The sequence below is a fragment of the Streptomyces enissocaesilis genome, assembly GCF_039533765.1.
Lineage (GTDB): Bacteria > Actinomycetota > Actinomycetes > Streptomycetales > Streptomycetaceae > Streptomyces > Streptomyces enissocaesilis.
In genome coordinates this window covers 181,482-201,764 of the sequence record NZ_BAAAUD010000053.1, presented here as the reverse complement: position 1 = coordinate 201,764, position 20,283 = coordinate 181,482, and the positions used below count along the sequence as shown (strand labels likewise).

The following is a 20,283-nucleotide window of genomic DNA, read 5'->3' as shown; positions in this document are numbered from 1 at the left end:
CGTCAGAGCTCCAGGCACGCCACGCGGCCCTTCTCCCCCGACGCCCAGCAGCCGAAGTCCGGCGCGCAGTCGACCGTGGGGTACGAACCGGTGCCGACCGTCCGCCGGCTGCTGCCCCCGTCCGGGGCGCGCGGCTCCCGCCCGCGCCCCGGGACGGCGGTGGTGACGCAGGTCACGCCCCCGTCGCATGCACGGAATCGCGTGTTCTTACGTCTGTCCCTGTGACCGGACGCATCAACCGAACCGTGGGAGGGGGCACGCCGTGTCACCCGTGATCGAGCAAGCCGTGCAGGCCCGTCTGATCTCGTCCGCGCCCCGGATGGAGACGGTCCCCGCGACCTTGCGGTACGACCGCGCGGACCCCTTCGCCGTACGCATGGGCTTCCCGCCGCCCGCGACCCTGGAGGGCGTCGAGGTGTCCTGGGTGTTCGCCCGTGAACTCCTGGCCACGGGCACGGACACCCGGGCCGGCCTGGGCGACGTACAGGTGCGGCCGTACGGCTACGGGCGGACCGTGCTGGAGTTCCACGCCGCCGAGGGCACCGCGATGGTCCACCTCCGCACCGCCGACCTGCGCCGCTTCCTCCAGCGCGCGCACGCCCTCGTCCCCGCGGGCGACGAGCACCTGCATCTGGACGTCGACCACGACCTGGCCGAACTGCTGCGTGACGCGCGGTGACGGGAGAGCCGGATTAATCGGTTGGCGCCCCCGGGGCCATGACGTACTTTGGTCGTGGCCCTGTTGTCGTCGATCGGAGTGGACGTTGCTCGTCTGAGGTTCTGAGACACCGTGCCGCACGGCTTCCGTCTGTGCGCGCCGCGTGCGACCTCGGCACTGGAGCCGTCCTTCCCGGACCGGGGCCTTTCGCAGTCCCACAGTCCCGCGGTTTCGCGGTTCTGCGCGAAGACCCCTCGCTCCCTTCCGTCCGTACGTCGCCCACGCCGCGGTGTCTCCACCCGTTGCCCTTGCTCGTTTTCCAGCAACCGGGAGGCACTCTTGTCCACCTTCCCCACCCATCTCACCTGCTCCGCGCTCTCCTTCGGCTGGCCGGACGGGAGCCCCGTGTTCGACGGCTTCCAGCTGGCGGTCGGCCCCGGAAGGACCGGCCTGATCGGTCTCAACGGATCAGGGAAGTCGACCCTGTTGCGGCTGGCGGCCGGTGAGCTCACTCCCACCGGCGGGAAGATCCAGGTGGCCGGCGAGGTCGGCTACCTCCCGCAGAACCTGGTCCTCGAGACCGCACTGCGCGTGGACGAGGCCCTCGGCATCGCCGGGGCGCGCGCCGCCCTGCACGCGATCGAGGCGGGCGAGACGACCGAGGAGAACTTCACGGCCGTCGGCGACGACTGGGACGTCGAGGAGCGTGCCCGCGCCACCCTCGACCAGCTCGGACTCGTCCGGATCGGCCTCGACCGGACCATCGGCGAGGTGTCGGGCGGCGAGTCGGTGCTGCTGCGGCTGGCCGCGCTGCTGCTGCGCCGCCCCGCCGTCCTCCTCCTCGACGAGCCGACGAACAACCTGGACCGCCGGGCCCGCGAGCACCTGTACGCCGCGGTCGAGGGCTGGTCCGGCGTGATGGTCGTGGTCAGCCACGACCGTGAACTACTGGAGCGCGTCGACCAGATCGCCGAGCTGCGCGAGGGCGAGGTCCGCTGGTACGGCGGGAACTTCTCCGCGTACGAGGAGGCACTCGCCGTCGAGCAGGAGGCGGCCGAACGCATGGTGCGGGTCGCCGAGGCCGATGTGCACCGGCAGAAGAAGGAGCTGGCCGACGCACAGGTGAAGCTGACCCGCCGGAAGCGGTACGGGCAGAAGATGTACGACAGCAAGCGCGAACCGAAGATCGTCATGAACGCCCGCAAGCGCGCCGCGCAGGAGTCTGCGGGCAAGCACCGCATCATGCACGCCGAGAAGCTGGCGGAGGCGAAGGAGCGGCTGAGCGGGGCGGTGGAGGCGGTGCGCGACGACGACGAGATCAACGTCGTACTGCCGCACACGACCGTGCACCCGGGGCGCAGGGTGCTGACGCTGCGCGATCTCCACCTGCGGTACGGGGCACGGATCGACGGCGGGTTCGAGGTCCGCGGTCCCGAGCGGATCGCGCTGACCGGGCGCAACGGCGCGGGCAAGACGACGCTGCTGCGCACGGTCACCGGAGAGCTGGAGCCGGTCTCGGGCGAGGCGGTCGCGCACGTGCCGCTGCGTTTCCTGCCCCAGCGGCTCGACGTGCTGGACGACGGGCTGACGGTGGCCGAGAACGTGGCGAGGTTCGCGCCCTCGGCGACCAACAACGCCATCAGGGCGCGGCTGGCGCGCTTCCTGTTCAAGGGGGCGCGGGCGGACCAGCGGGCGGGGACGCTGTCCGGCGGGGAGCGGTTCCGGGCGACGCTGGCGGCGCTGCTGCTGGCGGAGCCGGCGCCGCAGCTGCTGCTGCTGGACGAGCCGACGAACAACCTGGACATGGCGAGCGTGCGCCGGCTGGTCCAGGCCCTGGAGTCGTACGAGGGCGCGCTGGTCGTGGCGAGCCACGACGAGCCGTTCCTGGAGTCGATCGGGATCACCCGGCGGCTGGAGCTGGGACTGGGGCCGGGGGTGGAGCCGGGGCCGGACGACAGCGTCTGAGGGGCGCCGGGCCGGGGACCGGGGGCCGCCGGGCCGGGGACCGGGGGCCGCCGGGCCGGGGACCGGGGGCCGCCGGGCCGGGGCCCCGCGTCGTTCGCCGGCTCGGACACCTGGAGCGGTTCCGATTGAAACCGGGGTGTGGGGGAAGCCGGGGGGTGACGTGACATGCCTCTCGGTGCACCCGTCCAGCCCGTGGTCATAAGCGTTCGTAACGGGACATCGCGCACCGAGACTTGGCTCAGCTCTTACGACTCCCTTAACCTACGGTCTCGTAACCTACGAAGCCGTAGGTATTTCCCCCTCGTCCCCGTCCCCAGGAGCACCCGTGACGATCACCTCTCCCCAACTCGGCAGTTCGGACGCGTGGACCGACGCCCGGCTGCTGTACGCGCTGGAAGAGGTGGTGGAAAAGGAACTGAACCGCCATCTCAAGGTCGCCAAGGACTGGATGCCGCACGAGTACGTCCCGTTCTCCGACGGCCGTAACTTCCCCGGCATCTTCGACGACGGCCAGGCCTGGGAGCCCGAGCAGTCGAAGGTCACCGACATCGGCAAGATCGCCCTCGTCGTCAACCTGCTGACCGAGGACAACCTCCCCAGCTACCACCACGAGATCGCCTCCCTCTTCGGCCGCGACGGCGCCTGGGGCACCTGGGTGCACCGCTGGACCGCGGAGGAGGGCCGGCACGGCATCGTGATGCGCGACTACCTGCTCACCTCGCGCGCCGTCGACCCGGACAAGCTCGAGGCGTTCCGCATGCAGCACATGTCGGAGGGGTTCGAGTCCGACAACCGCCACTCGATGCTGCACTCCGTGGCGTACGTGGCCTTCCAGGAGCTCGCGACCCGCGTCTCGCACCGCAACACCGGACACCAGTCGGGCGACCCCGTCTGCGACCGCATGCTGGCGCGCATCGCGACCGACGAGAACCTGCACATGGTCTTCTACCGCAACCTGCTGGGCGCGGCCTTCGAGATCGCCCCCGACCTGACGATGCAGTCGGTGCGCGACGTCGTCGTGAACTTCCGGATGCCCGGACACGGCATGCCGGGCTTCGAGCGGGCCGCCGCGCAGATGGCGATCGGCGAGATCTACAACATGCGCATCCACCACGACGACGTGCTCCAGCCCGTCCTGCGCTACCTGAAGGTCCTGGAGATCGACGGGCTCGGCCCCGAGGGTCTCAAGGCGCAGGAGGAGCTCGGCCTGTACATGAACGGGCTGGACTCCGAGGCGAGCAAGTTCGACGAGAAGCTGGCCGCGCGCAAGGCCCGGATGGCCGCCCGCGCCGCCTCCTGACCACCCCGGCCACCAGCTGTGCGCCGTCACCACGGCACGGGCCGCGTCACGCACGCGTCCTGCGCCGGGTGGCGGCGCAGCCGTTCCGGCAGGCCGTGCCGGGGCCGTGCCCGCACACCTCGCGTCCGGGCATGGCCCACGACCCCGGCGTCCGCCGGCTCTACACCCGCGCGTCCTGACGGATCAGCTCCGCCGCCTTCTCCGCTATCGCCACCGTGGGTGCCTGCGTGTGCCCCCGGGTGATCCGGGGCATCACCGAAGCGTCCACCACCCGGAGCCCCCGCACTCCCCTGACCCGCAGCCGGGGATCGGTCACCGACGCGTCGTCGGCGCCCATGCGGCAGGTGCCCACCGGGTGGTAGAGCGTCTCGCAGGAGTCCCGGATCGCCCGGGCCAGGGCCTCGTCGTCGACGGCGCCCGGGTACGGGACCATCGGGCCCGCCGTGTACGGCGCGAACGCGGGATCGGCGAAGAGGGCTTCGGCCCGGCGGACGCCCGCCGCCAGGCGGCGCAGGTCGGACTCGTCCGTCAGGTAACCCGGGTCGATGCGGGGCGCCGAGGTGGCCCGGTCGTCGGTGAGGGTGACGCGGCCCTCGCTCGCGGGCTGGAGCAGGACCACGCCGATCGTGACGCCGTGCTCGGTGGGCGGCGTCAGGCCGTGCTCGACGAACGGCACCGGAGCGTAGATCAACTCGATGTCCGGGGCGGCCAGTTCCGGCGTACTGCGGACGAAGGCGACGGCCTCGCCGACGTTGGAGGTGAGCGGTCCGCGCCCGGCGAGGAGGAAGCGGCCGAGGTTGACGAGCGTGTCCGCGCCGGTCAGGGTGACCGGGAGCGGGCAGCGCATCGCGACCGCCGTGGACAGGTGGTCCTGGAGGTGGCGGCCCACGTCGGGAGAGGCCACCCGTGGCTCCGTGCCGGTCTCGCGCAGGTGGTCCGGGTCGCCGATGCCCGAGAGCATGAGCAGGTGCGGGGAGCCGACGGCGCCCGCGCTGAGGATCACCTCGCGGCGGGCGCGCAGCACCCTCCCCGCGTCCGCCACCACCCCCGTCGCGCGCGTGCCCTCGAAAGTCAGCCGGCGTACCCGGAAGTCCGTGACGACGTCCAGGTTCCGGCGGCGCGCCGCCGGCCTGAGGTACCCGTCGGCGGTGCTCCAGCGGCGGCCGGCGCGCTGGTTGACCGGGGTCGGGGAGAAGCCGCTGGGGTCGGGGACGTTCAGCTCGGGGAGTTCGGTGAGGCCCGCTCCGCGGCAGGCCTCCAGGAAGGCCGCCGTGGTGGGGTTCGGGTCGCGCGGCGGCGAGACGAACAGCGGCCCCCGGGTCCCGTACACCGAGCGGCCCGCCGTTTCGGCCGCGCCGCCCGTCCACCGCTCGGCCCGCCGGAAGTACGGCACGAACGCGTCGTACGACCACTCGGGGCCCGCCGCCTCGCCCCAGGCGTCGTAGTCGTCGCGGTGGCCGCGCACCCACATCATCGCGTTGACCGAGGAGCAGCCGCCCAGCGTGTGGCCGCGCGGCCAGTACAGCTCGCGGCCGCCCAGCCCGGCCTGCGCGGCGGTGCTGAGGTTCCAGTCGTACGGCGTCCTGAAGAGCTTGGGGAAGGCCGCGGGGATCCGTATCTCGGCCTTGCGGTCCCGGCCGCCCGACTCGACGAGCGCGACCCGCACCGTCGGGTCCTCCGACAGCCGGGCGGCGAGCACACAGCCCGCCGAACCCGCTCCCACGATGACGTAGTCGTACTCGGCCGTTGCCTGCCTGCTGCTCAACACGTCTCCCCCGGGCGGTTCGCGGACGGTGCGGACCTCAGCATGGCGGGTGGGGAACACCCGTACCAGAGGGCCTACGGAGGCGGCGCGCCGGTGCGGTCCGGGCCCGGCACGGCCCGCGCCCGGGGCTCAGCGTGGTCCCCGCCTGAGGCGGAGCCTCTCGTTCTCGGAGAGTCCGCCCCAGACCCCGAACCGCTCGTCGTTCGAGAGGGCGTACTCCAGGCAGGCCACCCGCCCTTCGCAGGCGCCGCAGAGCCGCTTGGCCTCGCGGATGGAGCTGCCGGGGGCCGGGAAGAAGAACTCGGGCCCGGTCTGGGCGCACAGCGCTGTCTCCTGCCAGGAGAGTTCACGTTCAGTGGTGGTGGTGATGGTGTTGATCGGCATGCCGCCCACCCTGCCCCGGAAGGATCAACATCCGCTGAACGTCCCGTCAACGCGGTCCGCCCGGGGGCTGGTGGGCGTGCTCCGCCGGATGGTGCGGCTCGTACCCGGGGATCGTGCCGTCGGCCTTGGCCACCAGGAAGAGCCCGGCCATGCCCATGTCGGAGTGGCTCTGGACGTGGCAGTGGTACATCCAGGCGCCCGCGCCGACGTGTTCGCCCGCGATGACCTGGAAGCCGAAGGAGTCGGCCGGTCCCGTGATCTTGTTGTCGACGATGCGGCTGGGGTCGTCGGGGCCGGTCAGCAGGCCGGTCCTGTTGTCGGCCCAGCGGTGACCGTGGATGTGGAACGTGTGGTAGAACTCGCCGTGCGTGATCATGAGGATCTCCACACGATCGCCCACCGTGGCCTCGAAATCGGGACTCCGGTGTCCCGGCCTGTTGTTGATGGTCATGTCGTTGAAGACGATGGTGAAGGTCTTGTCCGGGAGGATGTCGCCCTTGCGGCGCACGATCACGCCGCCGTAGAGGCCCTTGCGGATGCCGCCCGTGCCGTGGTCCGTGCCCACCACGTGGTCGTGGTAGTGCCAGTAACCCGCGCTGCCGGCCCGCCAGGTGCCGTCCTTGCGCCGGCCGGGGACGTGCGTGCGCCAGGTGTACGTCCGGGTCCCGCCGGGCTCGACATGGCTCTTGCTGAGCTTGGTGCCGTCGCTCCCGATCTCGTAGTCCACGCCGTGCACATGGAGACTGGCCGGCACGTCCAGCGTGTTCTCGAACTCGATGTGGACGGTGTCGCCCTCGACCAGCTCGATCAGCGGGCCCGGCACCGACGCCCCGCCCTTCTCGAAGCCGTAGCCCAGCTGCCCGTCGGGCAGTTTCTCGGCGTACATCTTCAGCCGGTGGATCCGGCCGCCGGCCGGCGCGGTTCTCGGCGGGCCCTCGGCCGCCGCGGCCGAGGACGCGGAACCCGTCGCCGGGGACAACGATGTCACGCCGGTCGCCGCGACCGCCCCGCCCGCCAGAAGGCGCCGGTTGAAGCTGCGTCTGTCCATGCCCAACTCCCCACGTGGTACGGAGATTGACGGCCACACCGTAGCGGGAGCGGCCCAGTTCATCCACACCAAGGACAAAGTTCGCGGTATTCCGGTCATACCTCTTGGCGCGTGACGAAAAGAGGTCTAACTTCATCGGCTGTTCCCGTGACCACTGAGGGATGGGTGAACACATGCATCGCACACCACATCACCGGTCAAGACGCCGACGCGGACTGGCAGCCGCACTGACGGCCGGAGTTGCCGCATCCGGCCTGCTCGGCGGCACCGCGGCCACCGCCCGGCCGTACCCAGAACCCCCGCCCACGACAACGTTGTCCCTCCCCGCGCTGCCGTCTCCGCCCGGTGGCGCGAACGTCCGCGTGCTCGTCTTCCACGGTTCGGCCGGCGCCGACGAGTCGCCGGCCGTCGACGCCGGTATCGAGGCCATCGAGAAGATCGGCCAGTCCGGTCCCGCCGCGCAGCGCTTCCGCGTGGAGGCCACGGACGACGCGGCCGTCTTCACCACCGCCAGGCTCGGCAGGTTCAACGCCGTCGTCTTCCTGACCGGTGGCGGCGATGTGCTGGATCCGGAGCAGGAGGCGGGCCTGGAGGCGTACATGGAGGCCGGCGGCGGCTTCCTCGGCATCCACGACGCAGCGCGCACCGAGCCGTACTCCGACTGGTTCGGCGGCCTGATCGGCGCCCGTCCCGCCGCGGGCGGGCCCACGAACGTACAGCGCGCGACCGTGGAGGTCGGCGACCGGCAGCACCCCGCCACCAAGAACCTGCCGCTCCAGTGGAAGCGGCCCGACACGTGGCTGAACTGGACGAAGAACCCCTCCGGTGACGTGCACACCGTGGCGCGGGTCCGGGAAGCCACGTACAAGCCGGGAGCGGGCGCCAACGGCTGGGACCACCCGGTCTCCTGGTGCCGCGACTACGACGGCGGCCGGTCCTTCTACACCGGCATGGGCGGTACGGCCGACTCCTTCCAGGAGACGGACTTCCGCGACCACCTGCGGGGCGCCCTCCAGTGGACGACGCGCATCGCGCGCGCCGACTGCAAGGCGGGCATCAACGCCCACTACAAGGCCGAGCGGATCACCGCGCCCAACCAGCCGGGCCAGTCCGACCAGATCGGCGAGCCGCACGGCCTGGTGACCGCGGAGGACGGCCGCGTCCTCTATATCGGCCGGGGCGGCGGCGACAGCGGCGCGCCCGTCGTCACCGACTGGAACGACCCGGACATCGGCAAGGGCCAGGGCCAGATCCACGTCTACGACCCGAAGACGAAGAAGGTGACGCTCGCGGGCGCGCTGACGGTCTTCGGCAACAAGGGCGGCGGCGACGAACTGGTCAAGAACGAGGAGGGCCTCCTCGGCGTCGAGACCGACCCGGACTTCCTCACCAACGGCTGGGTGTACCTGCACTACACACCCCACGCGCGGATCAACCGCGACACCCGCATGGCCGAGCGCCGGGTCTCCCGCTTCACCCTCGACCTCGCCACCAACAAGCTGGACCTCGCCTCGGAGAAGGTCCTGCTCAAGTGGCCGGTCCAGATCCACAGTTGCTGCCACGCGGGCGGCGGCCTGGCCTGGGACTCGAAGCAGAACCTGTACATCGCGACGGGCGACAACAACTCGTCCGGTTTCAGCGGCGGTTACTCCGGCAACAACCCGGAGCCGAACTTCAAGGGTGTCTCCTTCGCGGACGCCCGCCGCACCTCCGGCAACACCAACAACCTCAACGGCAAGATCCTGCGGATCCACCCCGAGGACGACGGTACGTACACCCTGCCCGAGGGCAACCTCTTCACCGGCAAGGAGCCGGACGAGGGCGGCGGCAAGACGCGCGGCGAGATCTACGTGATGGGCGTGCGCAACCCGGCCCGCATCACCGTCGACCCGAAGACCGACATCCTGTACGCCGGATGGGTCGGCCCCGACGCGGGGGCGCCGAGCACCACCTGGGGTCCGGCGAAGTACGACACGTTCGCCGCGATCACCAAGCCGGGCAACCACGGCTGGCCGTACTGCATGGGCAACAACCAGCCCTACCGCGACCGCAATCTGCCCGATCCGGGCAAGCCGCTGGGCTGGTACGACTGCGACGCTCCGAAGAACGAGTCGCCGAACAACGACGGCCTGGTGAACCTGCCGCCCGTCACGCCCAACACCATCTGGTACTCGCCGCAGGGCGGCGGCGTGGACTACCCGCGCGACGCGAACGGCGTGCCCAGCTACAAGCAGGAGGAGCAGAAGCTGCTGCTGCCGTGGCTCAAGGGCGGCGGCCAGGCGACCATGAACGGCCCGGTCTACCGCTACGACGCGGCGAGCGACAGCAAGGACAAGTGGCCCGCGTACTGGGACGGCAAGTGGTTCGTCGGCGACTTCTACGACGGCGACCAGCCGCGCCACGCGGTGCTGACCGATCCGAGGACCGTCGGCAACGGCGGGCTGCCCACGCACGCCGAGTCCCTCAAGAAGATCGTCCCGGTGGGCGCGAACGGCATCCGCAACCTCATGGACTGGAAGTTCGCGCCGGACGGCTCGCTCTACGTCCTCGACTACGGGCGCGGTTTCTTCACCTCGGACTCCAAGTCGGCGCTGTGGCGCGTGACGTACAAGGGCGGCGCGCCGACACCGGCCGCCGGGGACCTGGCCAGGAAGGCGGAGTAGGCAGTGAAGCTGAAACGGAGAACTCCCCGGCTGTGGACGGCGCTCGCGGCCGCCCTGCTGATGGTGCTCGGGCTGACGTCGACGGCGGCATACGGACGTGAGGACGACGGAAGGGGGGCAGGGACAGAAACGGCGGCCGCGCCCGTCCAGACGCTCACCTGGACCGCCGGCGACCCGATCGACCGCTATCTGACGTTCCCGAGGACGGCGGTGGCGGGCGAGACGGCGATCGTCTTCGAGAACAGCGCGGCGACCGGCAACACGACCGGGATGCCGCACACGCTGACGTTCGGCGTGTCCGACCCCGAGTACAACGACGACGTACAGCTGAACATCCTCGCCAACCCCAACGACGACCGGGGCGGCAGGCACACCGCCACGGTCACCCTCACGCCCGGCCGGTACTTCTACCACTGCACCATCCCCGGCCACGGCCCGATGCAGGGCATCCTGACCGTCACCGAGGGCGGCGGCGAGGACACCACCGCGCCGGAGACCTCGGCGAAGGTGGAGGGCGAGAAGAACGCCGACGGCGCGTACATCGGGCACGCCTCGGTGACCGTCGCGGCCACGGACGCGGGCTCGGGCGTGGACAGGATCGAGTACGCCGTCGGAGCGGACGGCGCCTGGACGGCGTACACCGCGCCGGTCATGGTGCACCAGGTCGGCACGCACACGATCCGCTACCGGGCCACCGACAAGGCGGGCAACACCGCGGCCGAGAAGACCGTCGGCTTCACGGTCGTCGCCCCGCCGACGGACGACAGGACCCCGCCGGAGACCTCGGCGACGGTGAGCGGCGAGAAGAACGCCGAAGGCCAGTACCTGGACATGGCGACGGTCACGGTGACCGCCTCCGACACCGGCTCGGGCGTCAACACCATCGAGTACGCGATCGGGACGGACGGCGCCTGGACGGCGTACGCGGGGCCGGTCATGGTCCACGAGACCGGTACGCACACGGTCCGTTACCGGGCCACCGACCGGGCCGGGAACGTCTCCGCCGAGAAGGCCGTCGGCTTCACGGTCGTCGCCCCGCCGGCCGGGGACACCACCCCGCCGCGGACCACCGCGACCGTCAGCGGCGACAAGAACGCCGACGGCGCCTACATCACCAGCGCCAAGGTGACGCTGACGGCGACGGACGCGGGCGGCTCGGGCGTCGACAAGGTCGAGTACTCGCTCGACGGCGGCCCGTACCTGGCGTACACCACACCGGTGATCATCGACCGGGTGGGCCGGCACACCCTCGGCCACCGCGCCACCGACAAGGCGGGCAACACCTCCCCGGCCGGGCAGGTGGTGCTCACCGTCGCGGAGGGCGGCGGCGTACCCGCGCCGAACTGCCCCGAGCACGACGAGCGACTGACCGTCATCGTCGGCACGGTCGACACCGGCGTACCCAACCGCGTCACGCGCAGCCGTTGCACCATCAACGAGCTGATCGAGGACGAGCGGGAGTGGACCTCCCAGGCCCTCTTCCTCAAGCACGTCGACAAGGTCCTCGACAAGCTGCTGTACGACGGGGTCGTCGACGAGCGCGAGCACCGGAAGATCTACCGCGCGGCCAGGCAGTCCGGCATCGGCAAGCCTGGCCAGACGGCCGGCTACCGCGATCTGTTCGACGGTACGCCGTCCTCCTTCGCCAAGTGGCAGCAGGTGGGCGGCGGTTCCTTCGGCCTGAACTCGGACGGCTCGATGACCAGCTCCGGCACGACGCCGGGCATGGGCATGCTGTGGTTCCCCGAGCGCAGGTACGAGGACTTCTCGCTCAAGCTGCGGTGGCGCGACGACGCACCGGGCACGGGCAACGCCAACGCCGGTGTCTTCGTGCGCTTCCCGCAGGTCCACGGCCACCCGGAGGAGCCGCGCCCCGAGTGGGTCGCCATCAAGTACGGGCACGAGGTGCAGATCCTCGACCGCCCGGACGGCGACATGTACAAGACGGGCTCGGTCTACGGCTTCGACCGCGTGGGCCTGGGCGGCGCGGGCGTCACCCCCAAGGGCACCTGGAACGACTACGAGATCCGGGTGGAGGGCCAGCACTACTCGGTCTTCCGCAACGGCGTCCTGATCAACGAGTTCGACAACAACGGCGGGCAGGACTTCTCCCCGCCGCGCGGCGACGACCCGGGGACGGACGGCCGGCGGTACGCCTCCGGCTACATCGGCCTCCAGGTCCACGGGACCACCGATGTGATCTCGTACCGCGACATCCGCGTCAAGCAGCTGTAGGCGGGAGCCGTCAGGCCCCGGCGGGCGCGTGCGCGGGCGCGCGGCCGCGTCCGCCGGGGTGGCGGTGCCGGTACACCCAGAAGACCGTGCAGGAGACGAGTGCCCAGGCGGCCAGCACCAGGAAGGGGAAGAGGTGCTGGTGGCCCTCGAAGTAGACGGCCGTGTGCTGGGCGTTGACCGAGGCGCCCGGAGGCAGCCACTGGCCGATGTGGCCGAGTACGGACGGCAGCAGCGGCCAGGACACCGCGCCGCCCGACGACGGGTTGCCCAGGAGCACCATCAGGCCCCAGGTGGGGAGCATCGCCCAGCGGCCCATGAGGGTGTTGAACATCGTGAAGACCATGCCCGAGGTGAACATCGTCAGCGCCAGGATCAGCCACGACTCGGTGAACGGCAGGTCGAGCGCGCCGAGCAGCCAGTCCACGACGGCGGCGACGGCGAACGCGCCCAGGAGCGAGTAGGCGACGGTGAAGGCGATCCGCTCGGCGGGGTTGAGCCCGCGGGCGTGGACGCTCAGCTGGATGGCGCCGACGAAGCCGATGATGACGGCGGCGAGCGAGATGTAGAAGAGGGCGAGCCCGCGCGGATCGCCCTCCTGGAGCGGCTTGACGTCCCTGACCACGACCGGCACACCGGTCCGCGCACCGACCTTCGCGGTGGTCTCGGCGAGCACCTGCGCGACCGAGGCGCCCGACGCGCCCGCCACGTCGAGTTCCACGCCGTCGCCCCTGGTCCGCAGGATGGCGAACTCCTCCTGCTCGTTCACGGCCTCGCGCGCCTCGGCGGCGGTGTCGTAGGGGGTCAGGACGAGCGAGGCGTTGAGTGCCTCCTCCATGCCGGTGACGAACGTCCGGGCGGGCGGTGCCTTCGTGCCGCCGACCACGGCGACGGGGACCCGGCGCGGGGTGGGGTCGGCCATCGTGTACGTGTAGGAGCCGGCGAAGAGCCCGGCCGCGACGGCCAGGATGAACACCAGCACCAGGGCGGGCAGGAACGGCGATCCCTTGAAGGCCGCCCACTTCTCGGCAGCCGTCGGCGGCCTGCCGTGCGCGCCGTGCGCGGGGCGCTCCCCGGGGGCGTCCGGTGTACCCGGTGTGTCCTCGGCTCGCTCGGCTTCCCGGGCTTCCTCGGCCTGCGGTGCGCCCCGCGCGCTCCGCGCCTCCCGCGCTCCCTGTCCCTCGGTCATACGGCGCTCACACGCCCTCGTGCTCGGCCCGGTCCGGCGGGTACGGCGCGCCTTCCGGACCGTGGTCGTGATCGTCCATGTCCGTCACGCTAAGCCGGACGGGCCCGGACCGCACACCGGGCCGGACCGTACGCCCGGTCGCAGGAGCGGATGGGTCACGGCCCCGCGGACGTCCTCAGGGCGCGGTGATCTTCTCCCACTCCCTGCGGTCGGGGCCCACCGTGCTCGGTACGTAGTCGGGGTGCGCCGCCAGCCAGGCCGCCACCCGCGCCCTGATCTCCGGGGCTCCGTACGCCTCGGCCGGGGACGCCGTGAGATGCCGGACCCTGGCGCGCGCCCGCATCACCTCCGGGTCCTCCTGGGCGCACGCGAAGAGCGCCGCCATCTGCCAGGGGGGTCCGGCCGCGAACTCCCTGACGGTGAAGCGTTCGCCGAGCGCGCGGTCGGTCATGACCTGGAAGTCGAACCAGGGCCTGAGGGTCCGCAGCGCCCAGGCGTAGTGCTCGGTGACGAAGTCCGGCGAACCCGGCCCGGGACGCGGGCCCTGGTGCGGGCCGGGACACGGGCCTCGGTCCGGGTCGGTCTCGTGGGCGACCCGGCGGGCCGCCCACAGGGCGAGCGGGATCCCCTGCCCGAGGGTCGGGTTGGTGTGGGTGACGGCGTCCCCGACGCCGACCATGCCCGTGACGACGGGCCCCTGTTCGTCGACGAGCGTGCTCCAGCGGTTGTCCAACCCGGCGGTCGCGAGGACCGGGGAGAGCGGCCGCGCTCCCAGCTCCAGCCACGCCTCCCCCGGCGGGAACGCGCGGGCGGCCGCCTCGAAGACGGCCGGGTCGCGCAGCGCGCCGCGCGTCGGGTCCTTGGTGTGGACGAAGAGCGTGACCGCGAACAGCCCGTTGTCGGCGGGGAAGACGGCGCAGCCGGCGAAGGTTCCGCCGGACACGGTCCAGGGCCGGGCGGGGCCGTCGGGACGCCCGCCCGGCAACCGGTACCAGCGGCTGAAGTACGCGATGCCGGTACGGTGCCGCTCCACCACCGGGGGGCGGCAGCCCGCCCCGGTCAGCCACTCCCCCGACGCGCACCGGCGGCCGCCCGCGTCGATCACCAGTTCGGCTTCGTACGCTCCCCGTTCCGTCCGTACGCCGCGGACGCGGGGCGGGGCCGCCGACGGGTCGACGAGGAGTCCGGTGACGGGCTCGCCGTAGCGCAGGGCGGCCCGCGGTTCGGCCCGCAGCGCCTCGGTGAGCGCCGTTTCGACGACGATGCGCCGGGCCTGGACCGTCACCAGGTCCTCGTCGCCGGGCCGGGCCGGGGGCCGTTCCCCGAACCAGTCCAGCTCGTGCCGTTCGCGGGCGCCGAGCCGCATGACCGTGTCGTGGACGTCGGGCGCTTCGGCGCGGAGCACTGCGCGGGCGGCACCGAGCACGAGGTGGGGCTGGGCGGCCTGCGGTACGCCGGGCCGCCGCCGGCCGAAGAAGTCCTCGTCGAGGCCGGAGGCGGAGCCGCCCGGGGCGCGGGGGTCGCGCTCGAAGACCGTTACCCGGTGGCCGCGTCGGGTGGCGAAGAGCGCCGTTGCCAGTCCGCCTATCCCGCCGCCGATCACCGCGAAGTCCGCCATGCCGTCCCCCTCAGCCCAAAGTGCCCGTCGCTGGAGTCTGCCCAGTGCGGGGCGGCCCGACCCGGGCGGCGAACCCCGCGGGGCACAGCCGCTACGGCGTACGGACGTCACCGCATGCGCGGCGCCCGCCCCGGTGTGAGGGTGCAGGGGTGACCACCACCCGCGAGACCAGCCCGGCCACGGCCCCGACCCCCGGGCAGACGTCCTCCGCGCCGCCCGTGCTCGACGGACGGCAGCGGAACATCGTCTTCGGGACGATCGTGCTCGGCATGCTGCTGGCCGCTCTGGACCAGACGATCGTCGGCACCGCCCTGCCGACGATCGTCTCGGAACTCGGCGGCGCCGAGCACATGTCGTGGGTGGTCACGGCCTACCTCCTGGCCGAGACCGTCGCCACCGTCCTCGTCGGCAAGTTCGGCGACCTCTTCGGCCGCAAGCTGGTCTTCCAGGTCTCGGCGATCGTCTTCATCACCGGTTCGTTCCTGTGCGGCCTGTCGGCCGACATGACGCTGCTGATCGCCTGGCGCGCGCTCCAGGGCATCGGCGCGGGCGGCCTGATGGTCACCTCGATGGCGCTGATCGCCGACGTCATCCCGCTGCGCGAGCGCGGCAAGTACCAGGGTGCCGTCGGAGCGGTCTTCGGCCTCGCCACCGTCATCGGCCCGCTCCTCGGCGGCCTGTTCACCGACCATCTGACCTGGCGCTGGGCGTTCTACGTCAACGTCCCGATCGCGATCGCCGTGGTCGTCGCCGCCGCCCGCACCATCCCCTCCGTACGCTCCGCCGGCCGCCCCGTCATCGACTACCTCGGCATCGCGCTCGTCACGGTCGGCGCGAGCGCGCTGATCCTGGGGACGAGCTGGGGCGGCAACGAGTACGCCTGGGGCTCGGTCGTCATCATCGGGCTCTTCGCGGGCGGGCTGACCGCGTTCGCGCTGTTCTGCTACGCCGAGACGCGCGCCGCCGAGCCGATGCTCCCGATGCGGCTGTTCTCCGACCCCGTCTTCACCGTCTGCTCCATCCTCAGCTTCGTCGTCGGTTTCGCGATGCTCGGCGCGATGGTCTTCCTGCCGACGTACCTCCAGTACGTCGACGGGGACTCCGCGACGGTCTCGGGCGTGCGGACGCTCCCGATGATCGTCGGCCTGCTCATCGCGTCCGTCTTCAGCGGCAACGTCGTCAGCAGGACGGGCAGGTACCGGATCTTCCCGATCGTCGGCTCACTGGTGATGGGCGTCGGCCTGTTCCTGCTGTCCCTGATGGGGACGGGGACCGGTGTCTGGCCGGAGTCGCTCTACATGTTCGTGCTCGGCGTCGGCATCGGCCTGTCCATGCAGGTCCTGACGATCGCCGTGCAGAACACCGTGGAGTACACCGACCTCGGCACGGCCACCTCCGGTGTCACCTTCTTCCGTACGCTCGGCATGTCGTTCGGCACGGCGGTCTTCGGCACCCTCTACGCCAACTCGCTGCGCCCCCACCTCGCCGCCGGCATCACCGAGGCCGCCCGCGACGGCGGGGCGGATCCCACGGCCCTGACGCGGGCGGCGCAGAGCCCGGAGGGCCTGCACGCGCTGCCGCCCGCGCAGGCGGAGCCGATCGTCCAGGCGTACGCGGACTCGCTGCACACGGTGTTCCTGTGGACGGTCCCGGTCGCGGTCGTGGGGTTCCTGGTGTCGCTGTTCCTCAAGCAGGTCACGCTGCGCGACTCCGCCCGCGCGGGCTCGACCGACATGGGCGAGGGGTTCGCGTCCCCCGGTACGGGTGATTCGGCCAAGCTGCTCGAACTGTCCGTCGGGCAGATCCTCCGGGCCAGGGGCCCCGACACGGCGCGGTGGATCGTCAGCGGCTCCGACACCCGTCTCGACATCGCGGGTGCCTGGGCGGTCATGCAGGTGACGCTGCTCACCCGCCTCGTCGGACATGCCAGCCTCGGACTGATCGCCGCCCGCCGCAACGTCCCGCCGGAGGTCCTGCTGCCGGTCTTCGACCGGATGGTGGACGAGGGCTACCTCACCCGTGACGGCAGTCTGCTCTCCCACACCCCGGCGGGCGCGCGCGAGGCCGAAGTCGTCACCGGGGCGTGGGCGCGGTGGCTCGGCGACCAGCTGGAGATGGACGGCGGACGGCCGGACGGCGGGGAACTGCGGGCCGCCGTCGACGCGATCGCCAAGCGGCTGCTCGCCGAGGACCTGGCGCAGGACGGACTCCTGCCGGCCGGCCGCCGAGTGCCGTGAGGCCGGCCCGCCACCGGGTCACACCGATGAACCGGCCTCGGCGCCCGCCGCTTCCCGGGGGAGCGGAACCGGTGCGTCCGGCGTCTCCTCCGGAGCCGCCCGCGCCGTCCGCACCAGCCGGGCCGCGGCGAGCCAGAAGGTGGTCGGCAGGAACACCAGGTCGCCGACGATCGTGATGGCCGAGAACATCGGCAGGGCCATCAGGACGCCGATGCCGATGTGCGTGCCGAGCATGAGGACGAGGATGCAGTACTTGAGCCGCCGGTTGAACACCAGCGCGGGGAACAGCATCTGCGAGAACACGGTGACGTACGCCATGAGGGCCGCGAAGGCGCCGTGGCCCGCGACCCAGGCCGAGAGTTCGGGCCAGGTCGAGAAGTCGTCGTACATCATCGAGTAGTAGAGGGCCGTGCCGTTGCGCCACGACTCGCCCTGGATCTTGTACATGGCCGCGGAACCGTAGATGACCATGACCTGGAGCGCGATCATCGCCATGCCGCCGTTGTGCAGGACGGTGACCAGGCGCCGGCGGAGCTCTTCGGTCTCCGCGCCCCAGAAGACCGGCTGCGGCTTCGGTGAGGCCGCGCCTGCCGCCTCCGCCCGGCGGGCGCGGCGGCGCGCGTCGAGCGACCAGTACCGGCCCGACGCGACGAGGAGCAGGTAGTTGGCGAACAGCAGACTCAGCAGCGCCCAGCCGCTGTTGGCCATGGACCCGCGCAGGTGGAAGGCCACTACGAGGAACCAGAAGACCACGGCCGTGGCGCGGGTGCGCCAGCCGAGCATCAGCAGCGCGCTGGCCGCGATCGCGAGCCCGTACCAGGCCCAGAAGACGAGCGCGCTGTCGGTGGCGAGGAGCGAGTACCACCAGGAGAAGGCACCGTCCAGACCGCGCGCCTTCAGGGTCTGCTCGAAGAGGTCGGGGGTGAACGGTGAGCCCGGCCCCCACAGGCGGTCGGCGCGTACCGATTCGCGGAGCAGGTGGATCAGGTACAGGCCGCCGAGGCCGATGCGGATCGCGGCCGCGCTGTAGGGGGCGAGCGGCTGGAGGGTCAGCTTCCGGGCCGTGTCCGCGACATGGCGGCCGAGGCCGCCCGCGGAGTCGAGGCCCAGGGCGAGGGCCGCGCGTACGGTCATGAGCGGACCTTCCAGTATCCGAGGGTCTGATACTGCGGCCGCGTCACGACGGCGCCGGTCCGGGAGCCGGGCGCCGGTATGCGGGTGCTCTTCAGCCGGAGCTGGACGGCCTGTCCCGGCTCCTCCCCCATGGCGTCGAGCCTGACCAGAACCACGTTGAGCAGATAGCGTGCCGAGCGGCCGGTGGCCGGGGCGGCCTTCTGGCGCGCCGCGTTCGTCCGGTAGTGGGACACGGCCCGGCGCAGTACGAGCTGGTCCTCGATGCTGGGGAGCAGTTCACCCCGGTACGCCGCGTTGTCGTGCGCGGTGAGGTCGATCCACCGGCCGAACTCCCCGTCCACGTTCGCGCGCACCTCGAGGTGCTGGTTGAACTTGGAGGGTTCCGGCGCGAAGATGCTCCAGTCCTGCGGGAAGAGCGGCCGCATCCACCCGTCGACCCGTTCCCGGTAGCTCCTGGAGAGCGGGAAGTCCGTGGCGACGTGGAGCAGCAGCATGCTGGAGTGGACCAGGGCCACGAACGCGACGAAGACCGCGAACCACCGGACGATCGCGCGCCGTGACGCCCCCAGGGGCGTGCCGCCGGGAGCGAGTGGGTCGGGCGGCGGTATGACGGACTCGGCCACGCTTGTTCTCCTCATGGTGCTCCTGCGTCGCGACGGCGCCCAGGGTATCCACCTGCCGCGTCAGATCTCTTTGGCGGGCCATTCCAGCAGCCGCGCGCCGATCACCGCGGTCTGGAGCGTGTAGCGGTGCATGGGGTCGGCCGGGTCGGACCCGGTGAGCTGGTGGATGCGGTGCAGCCGGTAGGTCAGCGCCCGTACGCTCAGGCTGAGCCGCCGGGCGGCCTCCGCCGACACGCAGCCGGCGTCGAAGTACACGCTCAGCGTCTCCAGCAGCGGCTCGGCGCCGCCGCGGGCCTGCCGGAGCGGGCCCAGCGCGCTGAGCACCAGATCGGCCATCGCCTGGCGGTCGCGGGTGAGGACGGGGAAGACCAGCAGCTCGGCGGCGTGCAGCACGGGGCTGTCGAGGGCCATGCGGTCGGCCAGTTCGAGGGCGCTGAGGGCTTCTTCGTACGAGTGGACCACGCCGCCCGCGCCCGGGTGCGCGCGGCCGATCGCCACGCGGCCGCCGTCCGTGGCGGCGTGCGCCTGCTTGGCGAAGTGGGTGAGCACATCGGTCTGGTCCCCGGGCACGATGCAGATCAGCCGGCCGTCCTTGGTGGCGAGCAGGATGCGGCGGTCGCCGAAGCGGCCGATGAGCTCGTGGTCCACCCGGCGGGTGACGTGGTCGGTGTCCTCGTACGCCTCGGCACCCTCGGCCACCGCGACGGCGTGGGCCTGGGAGAGCCGCAGGCCGAAGCGCTCGGCGCGGGCGGCGAGCCGGCCCAGGTCGCTGCGCCCGTGGAGGAGGTCGTCGATGAACTCGCGCCGGGCCGCCTCTTCCTGGCGTACGGCCAGCCGCTGGGCCCGCTCGTACCCCTCGGCGAAGGCGTCGACGGCCTGTTCCACGGCGGCCAGGACCCGGTCCGGCTCCGCGGACGCGCCGGGCCAGTCGGCGCGGGTGGCCGCCAGGTGGAGGCCGACGAGGGCGCGCAGGCCGTGTCCCGCTTCGGCCGCCTGCTCTCCGAGCGTGCGACGCGAGTCCAGTTCGTCCCGCGTGAGACGGCGTCCGGTGGCGGAGACTTCCGCCAGGATCCGGGCATAGCCGTCCAGATAATCCTCGGACATCTCGTGCTCCGTCACGCACTTCCCCGGCTTCCTGACGCGCCGTTGACCACTCCTCGAGGTGGCCCTTCGGCATGGACAGAGCATAAAGATTGCCGGAATACGGCAATACACCGGGAGTTGCCCGCCTGACACGATGGGCGGGCCCGGAGCTGCCGCACAGGGGTCGGCAGCTCCGGGCCGGCAAGTCCGGCACGGCAGTCCCCGGACGCCGGGTCGTATGCTGGTCGGTCATGGGAGACGAGGCTCCGCACCGGGCCGGCGCATGGCACCGGGGACGCGACCCGCGGCGACGGAGGACCGGGGTGCCCGGCTGGGCCCTGCCGGTCCTGCTCGTCTCGCTGTTCGTCCTGGGGCCGCGCTGAC

Annotated in this window: 15 protein-coding genes and 1 pseudogene; 7 read left to right on the top strand and 9 right to left on the bottom strand. The window is 71.9% G+C overall.

The genetic code is table 11. The features are described 5' to 3' along the window. Positions 1-2: 2 nt before the first annotated feature. Positions 3-122, bottom strand: a pseudogene (locus ABD374_RS28100) (oxidoreductase); the annotation flags it as partial. Positions 123-262: 140 nt separating this feature from the next. On the opposite strand from ABD374_RS28100, the gene ssgD reads away from it, so the two are divergent. From ssgD to ABD374_RS28085, 3 genes are all read left to right on the top strand, one after another. Further along, complete coding sequence (gene ssgD / locus ABD374_RS28095) at positions 263-679, top strand: spore wall synthesis regulator SsgD (RefSeq protein WP_344498780.1); 417 nt, start codon at positions 263-265, stop codon at positions 677-679. 318 nt (positions 680-997) lie between these two features. After that, positions 998-2,623, top strand: coding sequence for an ABC-F family ATP-binding cassette domain-containing protein (locus tag ABD374_RS28090; RefSeq protein WP_344498778.1), 1,626 nt, complete (start codon positions 998-1,000; stop codon positions 2,621-2,623). Between the two features lie 325 nt (positions 2,624-2,948). Continuing rightward, positions 2,949-3,923 (top strand): acyl-ACP desaturase, encoded by a 975-nt coding sequence (locus tag ABD374_RS28085; RefSeq protein WP_344498776.1) that lies wholly within the window; start codon positions 2,949-2,951, stop codon positions 3,921-3,923. A gap of 160 nt (positions 3,924-4,083) precedes the next feature. On the opposite strand, the gene ABD374_RS28080 is transcribed toward ABD374_RS28085, so the two are convergent. From ABD374_RS28080 to ABD374_RS28070, 3 genes are all read right to left on the bottom strand, one after another. Beyond that, positions 4,084-5,688 (bottom strand): GMC family oxidoreductase, encoded by a 1,605-nt coding sequence (locus tag ABD374_RS28080; protein WP_344498774.1) that lies wholly within the window; start codon positions 5,686-5,688, stop codon positions 4,084-4,086. 129 nt (positions 5,689-5,817) lie between these two features. Next, positions 5,818-6,072 (bottom strand): WhiB family transcriptional regulator, encoded by a 255-nt coding sequence (locus ABD374_RS28075; protein ID WP_344498772.1) that lies wholly within the window; start codon positions 6,070-6,072, stop codon positions 5,818-5,820. Positions 6,073-6,118: 46 nt separating this feature from the next. Then, positions 6,119-7,120, bottom strand: coding sequence for a multicopper oxidase domain-containing protein (locus ABD374_RS28070; RefSeq protein WP_344498770.1), 1,002 nt, complete (start codon positions 7,118-7,120; stop codon positions 6,119-6,121). Positions 7,121-7,293: 173 nt separating this feature from the next. On the opposite strand from ABD374_RS28070, the gene ABD374_RS28065 reads away from it, so the two are divergent. Together ABD374_RS28065 and ABD374_RS28060 are read left to right on the top strand one after the other, a co-directional pair. Then, positions 7,294-9,783 (top strand): ThuA domain-containing protein, encoded by a 2,490-nt coding sequence (locus tag ABD374_RS28065; protein WP_344498768.1) that lies wholly within the window; start codon positions 7,294-7,296, stop codon positions 9,781-9,783. Between the two features lie 60 nt (positions 9,784-9,843). After that, the gene (locus ABD374_RS28060; protein ID WP_344498861.1) at positions 9,844-12,018 is read left to right on the top strand and encodes an OmpL47-type beta-barrel domain-containing protein; all 2,175 of its coding nucleotides are present in this window, start codon (positions 9,844-9,846) and stop codon (positions 12,016-12,018) included. 10 nt (positions 12,019-12,028) lie between these two features. On the opposite strand, the gene ABD374_RS28055 is transcribed toward ABD374_RS28060, so the two are convergent. After that, entirely contained in the window at positions 12,029-13,204 is a 1,176-nt protein-coding gene (locus ABD374_RS28055) for an ABC transporter permease (protein ID WP_344498766.1), read from the bottom strand. 175 nt (positions 13,205-13,379) lie between these two features. Continuing rightward, entirely contained in the window at positions 13,380-14,822 is a 1,443-nt protein-coding gene (locus ABD374_RS28050; protein WP_344498764.1) for an FAD-dependent oxidoreductase, read from the bottom strand. A 149-nt stretch (positions 14,823-14,971) separates the two neighbouring features. On the opposite strand from ABD374_RS28050, the gene ABD374_RS28045 reads away from it, so the two are divergent. After that, entirely contained in the window at positions 14,972-17,059 is a 2,088-nt protein-coding gene (locus ABD374_RS28045; protein ID WP_344498762.1) for an MDR family MFS transporter, read from the top strand. An 18-nt stretch (positions 17,060-17,077) separates the two neighbouring features. Here ABD374_RS28045 and ABD374_RS28040 read toward each other — a convergent pair whose 3' ends face one another. From ABD374_RS28040 to ABD374_RS28030, 3 genes are read right to left on the bottom strand one after another with little or no spacing between them, the layout of a single operon-like run. After that, complete coding sequence (locus ABD374_RS28040; protein WP_344498760.1) at positions 17,078-18,193, bottom strand: HTTM domain-containing protein; 1,116 nt, start codon at positions 18,191-18,193, stop codon at positions 17,078-17,080. After that, on the bottom strand, positions 18,190-18,816 hold the full coding sequence (locus ABD374_RS28035; RefSeq protein ID WP_344498758.1) for a DUF5819 family protein: 627 nt from the start codon (positions 18,814-18,816) through the stop codon (positions 18,190-18,192). The genes ABD374_RS28040 and ABD374_RS28035 overlap by 4 nt, the downstream gene beginning before the upstream one ends. A gap of 60 nt (positions 18,817-18,876) precedes the next feature. Continuing rightward, the gene (locus ABD374_RS28030) at positions 18,877-19,920 is read right to left on the bottom strand and encodes a PucR family transcriptional regulator (protein ID WP_425577378.1); all 1,044 of its coding nucleotides are present in this window, start codon (positions 19,918-19,920) and stop codon (positions 18,877-18,879) included. 230 nt (positions 19,921-20,150) lie between these two features. Between ABD374_RS28030 and ABD374_RS28025 the strand changes: the two genes are divergently transcribed. Further along, complete coding sequence (locus ABD374_RS28025) at positions 20,151-20,282, top strand: hypothetical protein (RefSeq protein ID WP_344498754.1); 132 nt, start codon at positions 20,151-20,153, stop codon at positions 20,280-20,282. Position 20,283 lies beyond the last annotated feature (1 nt).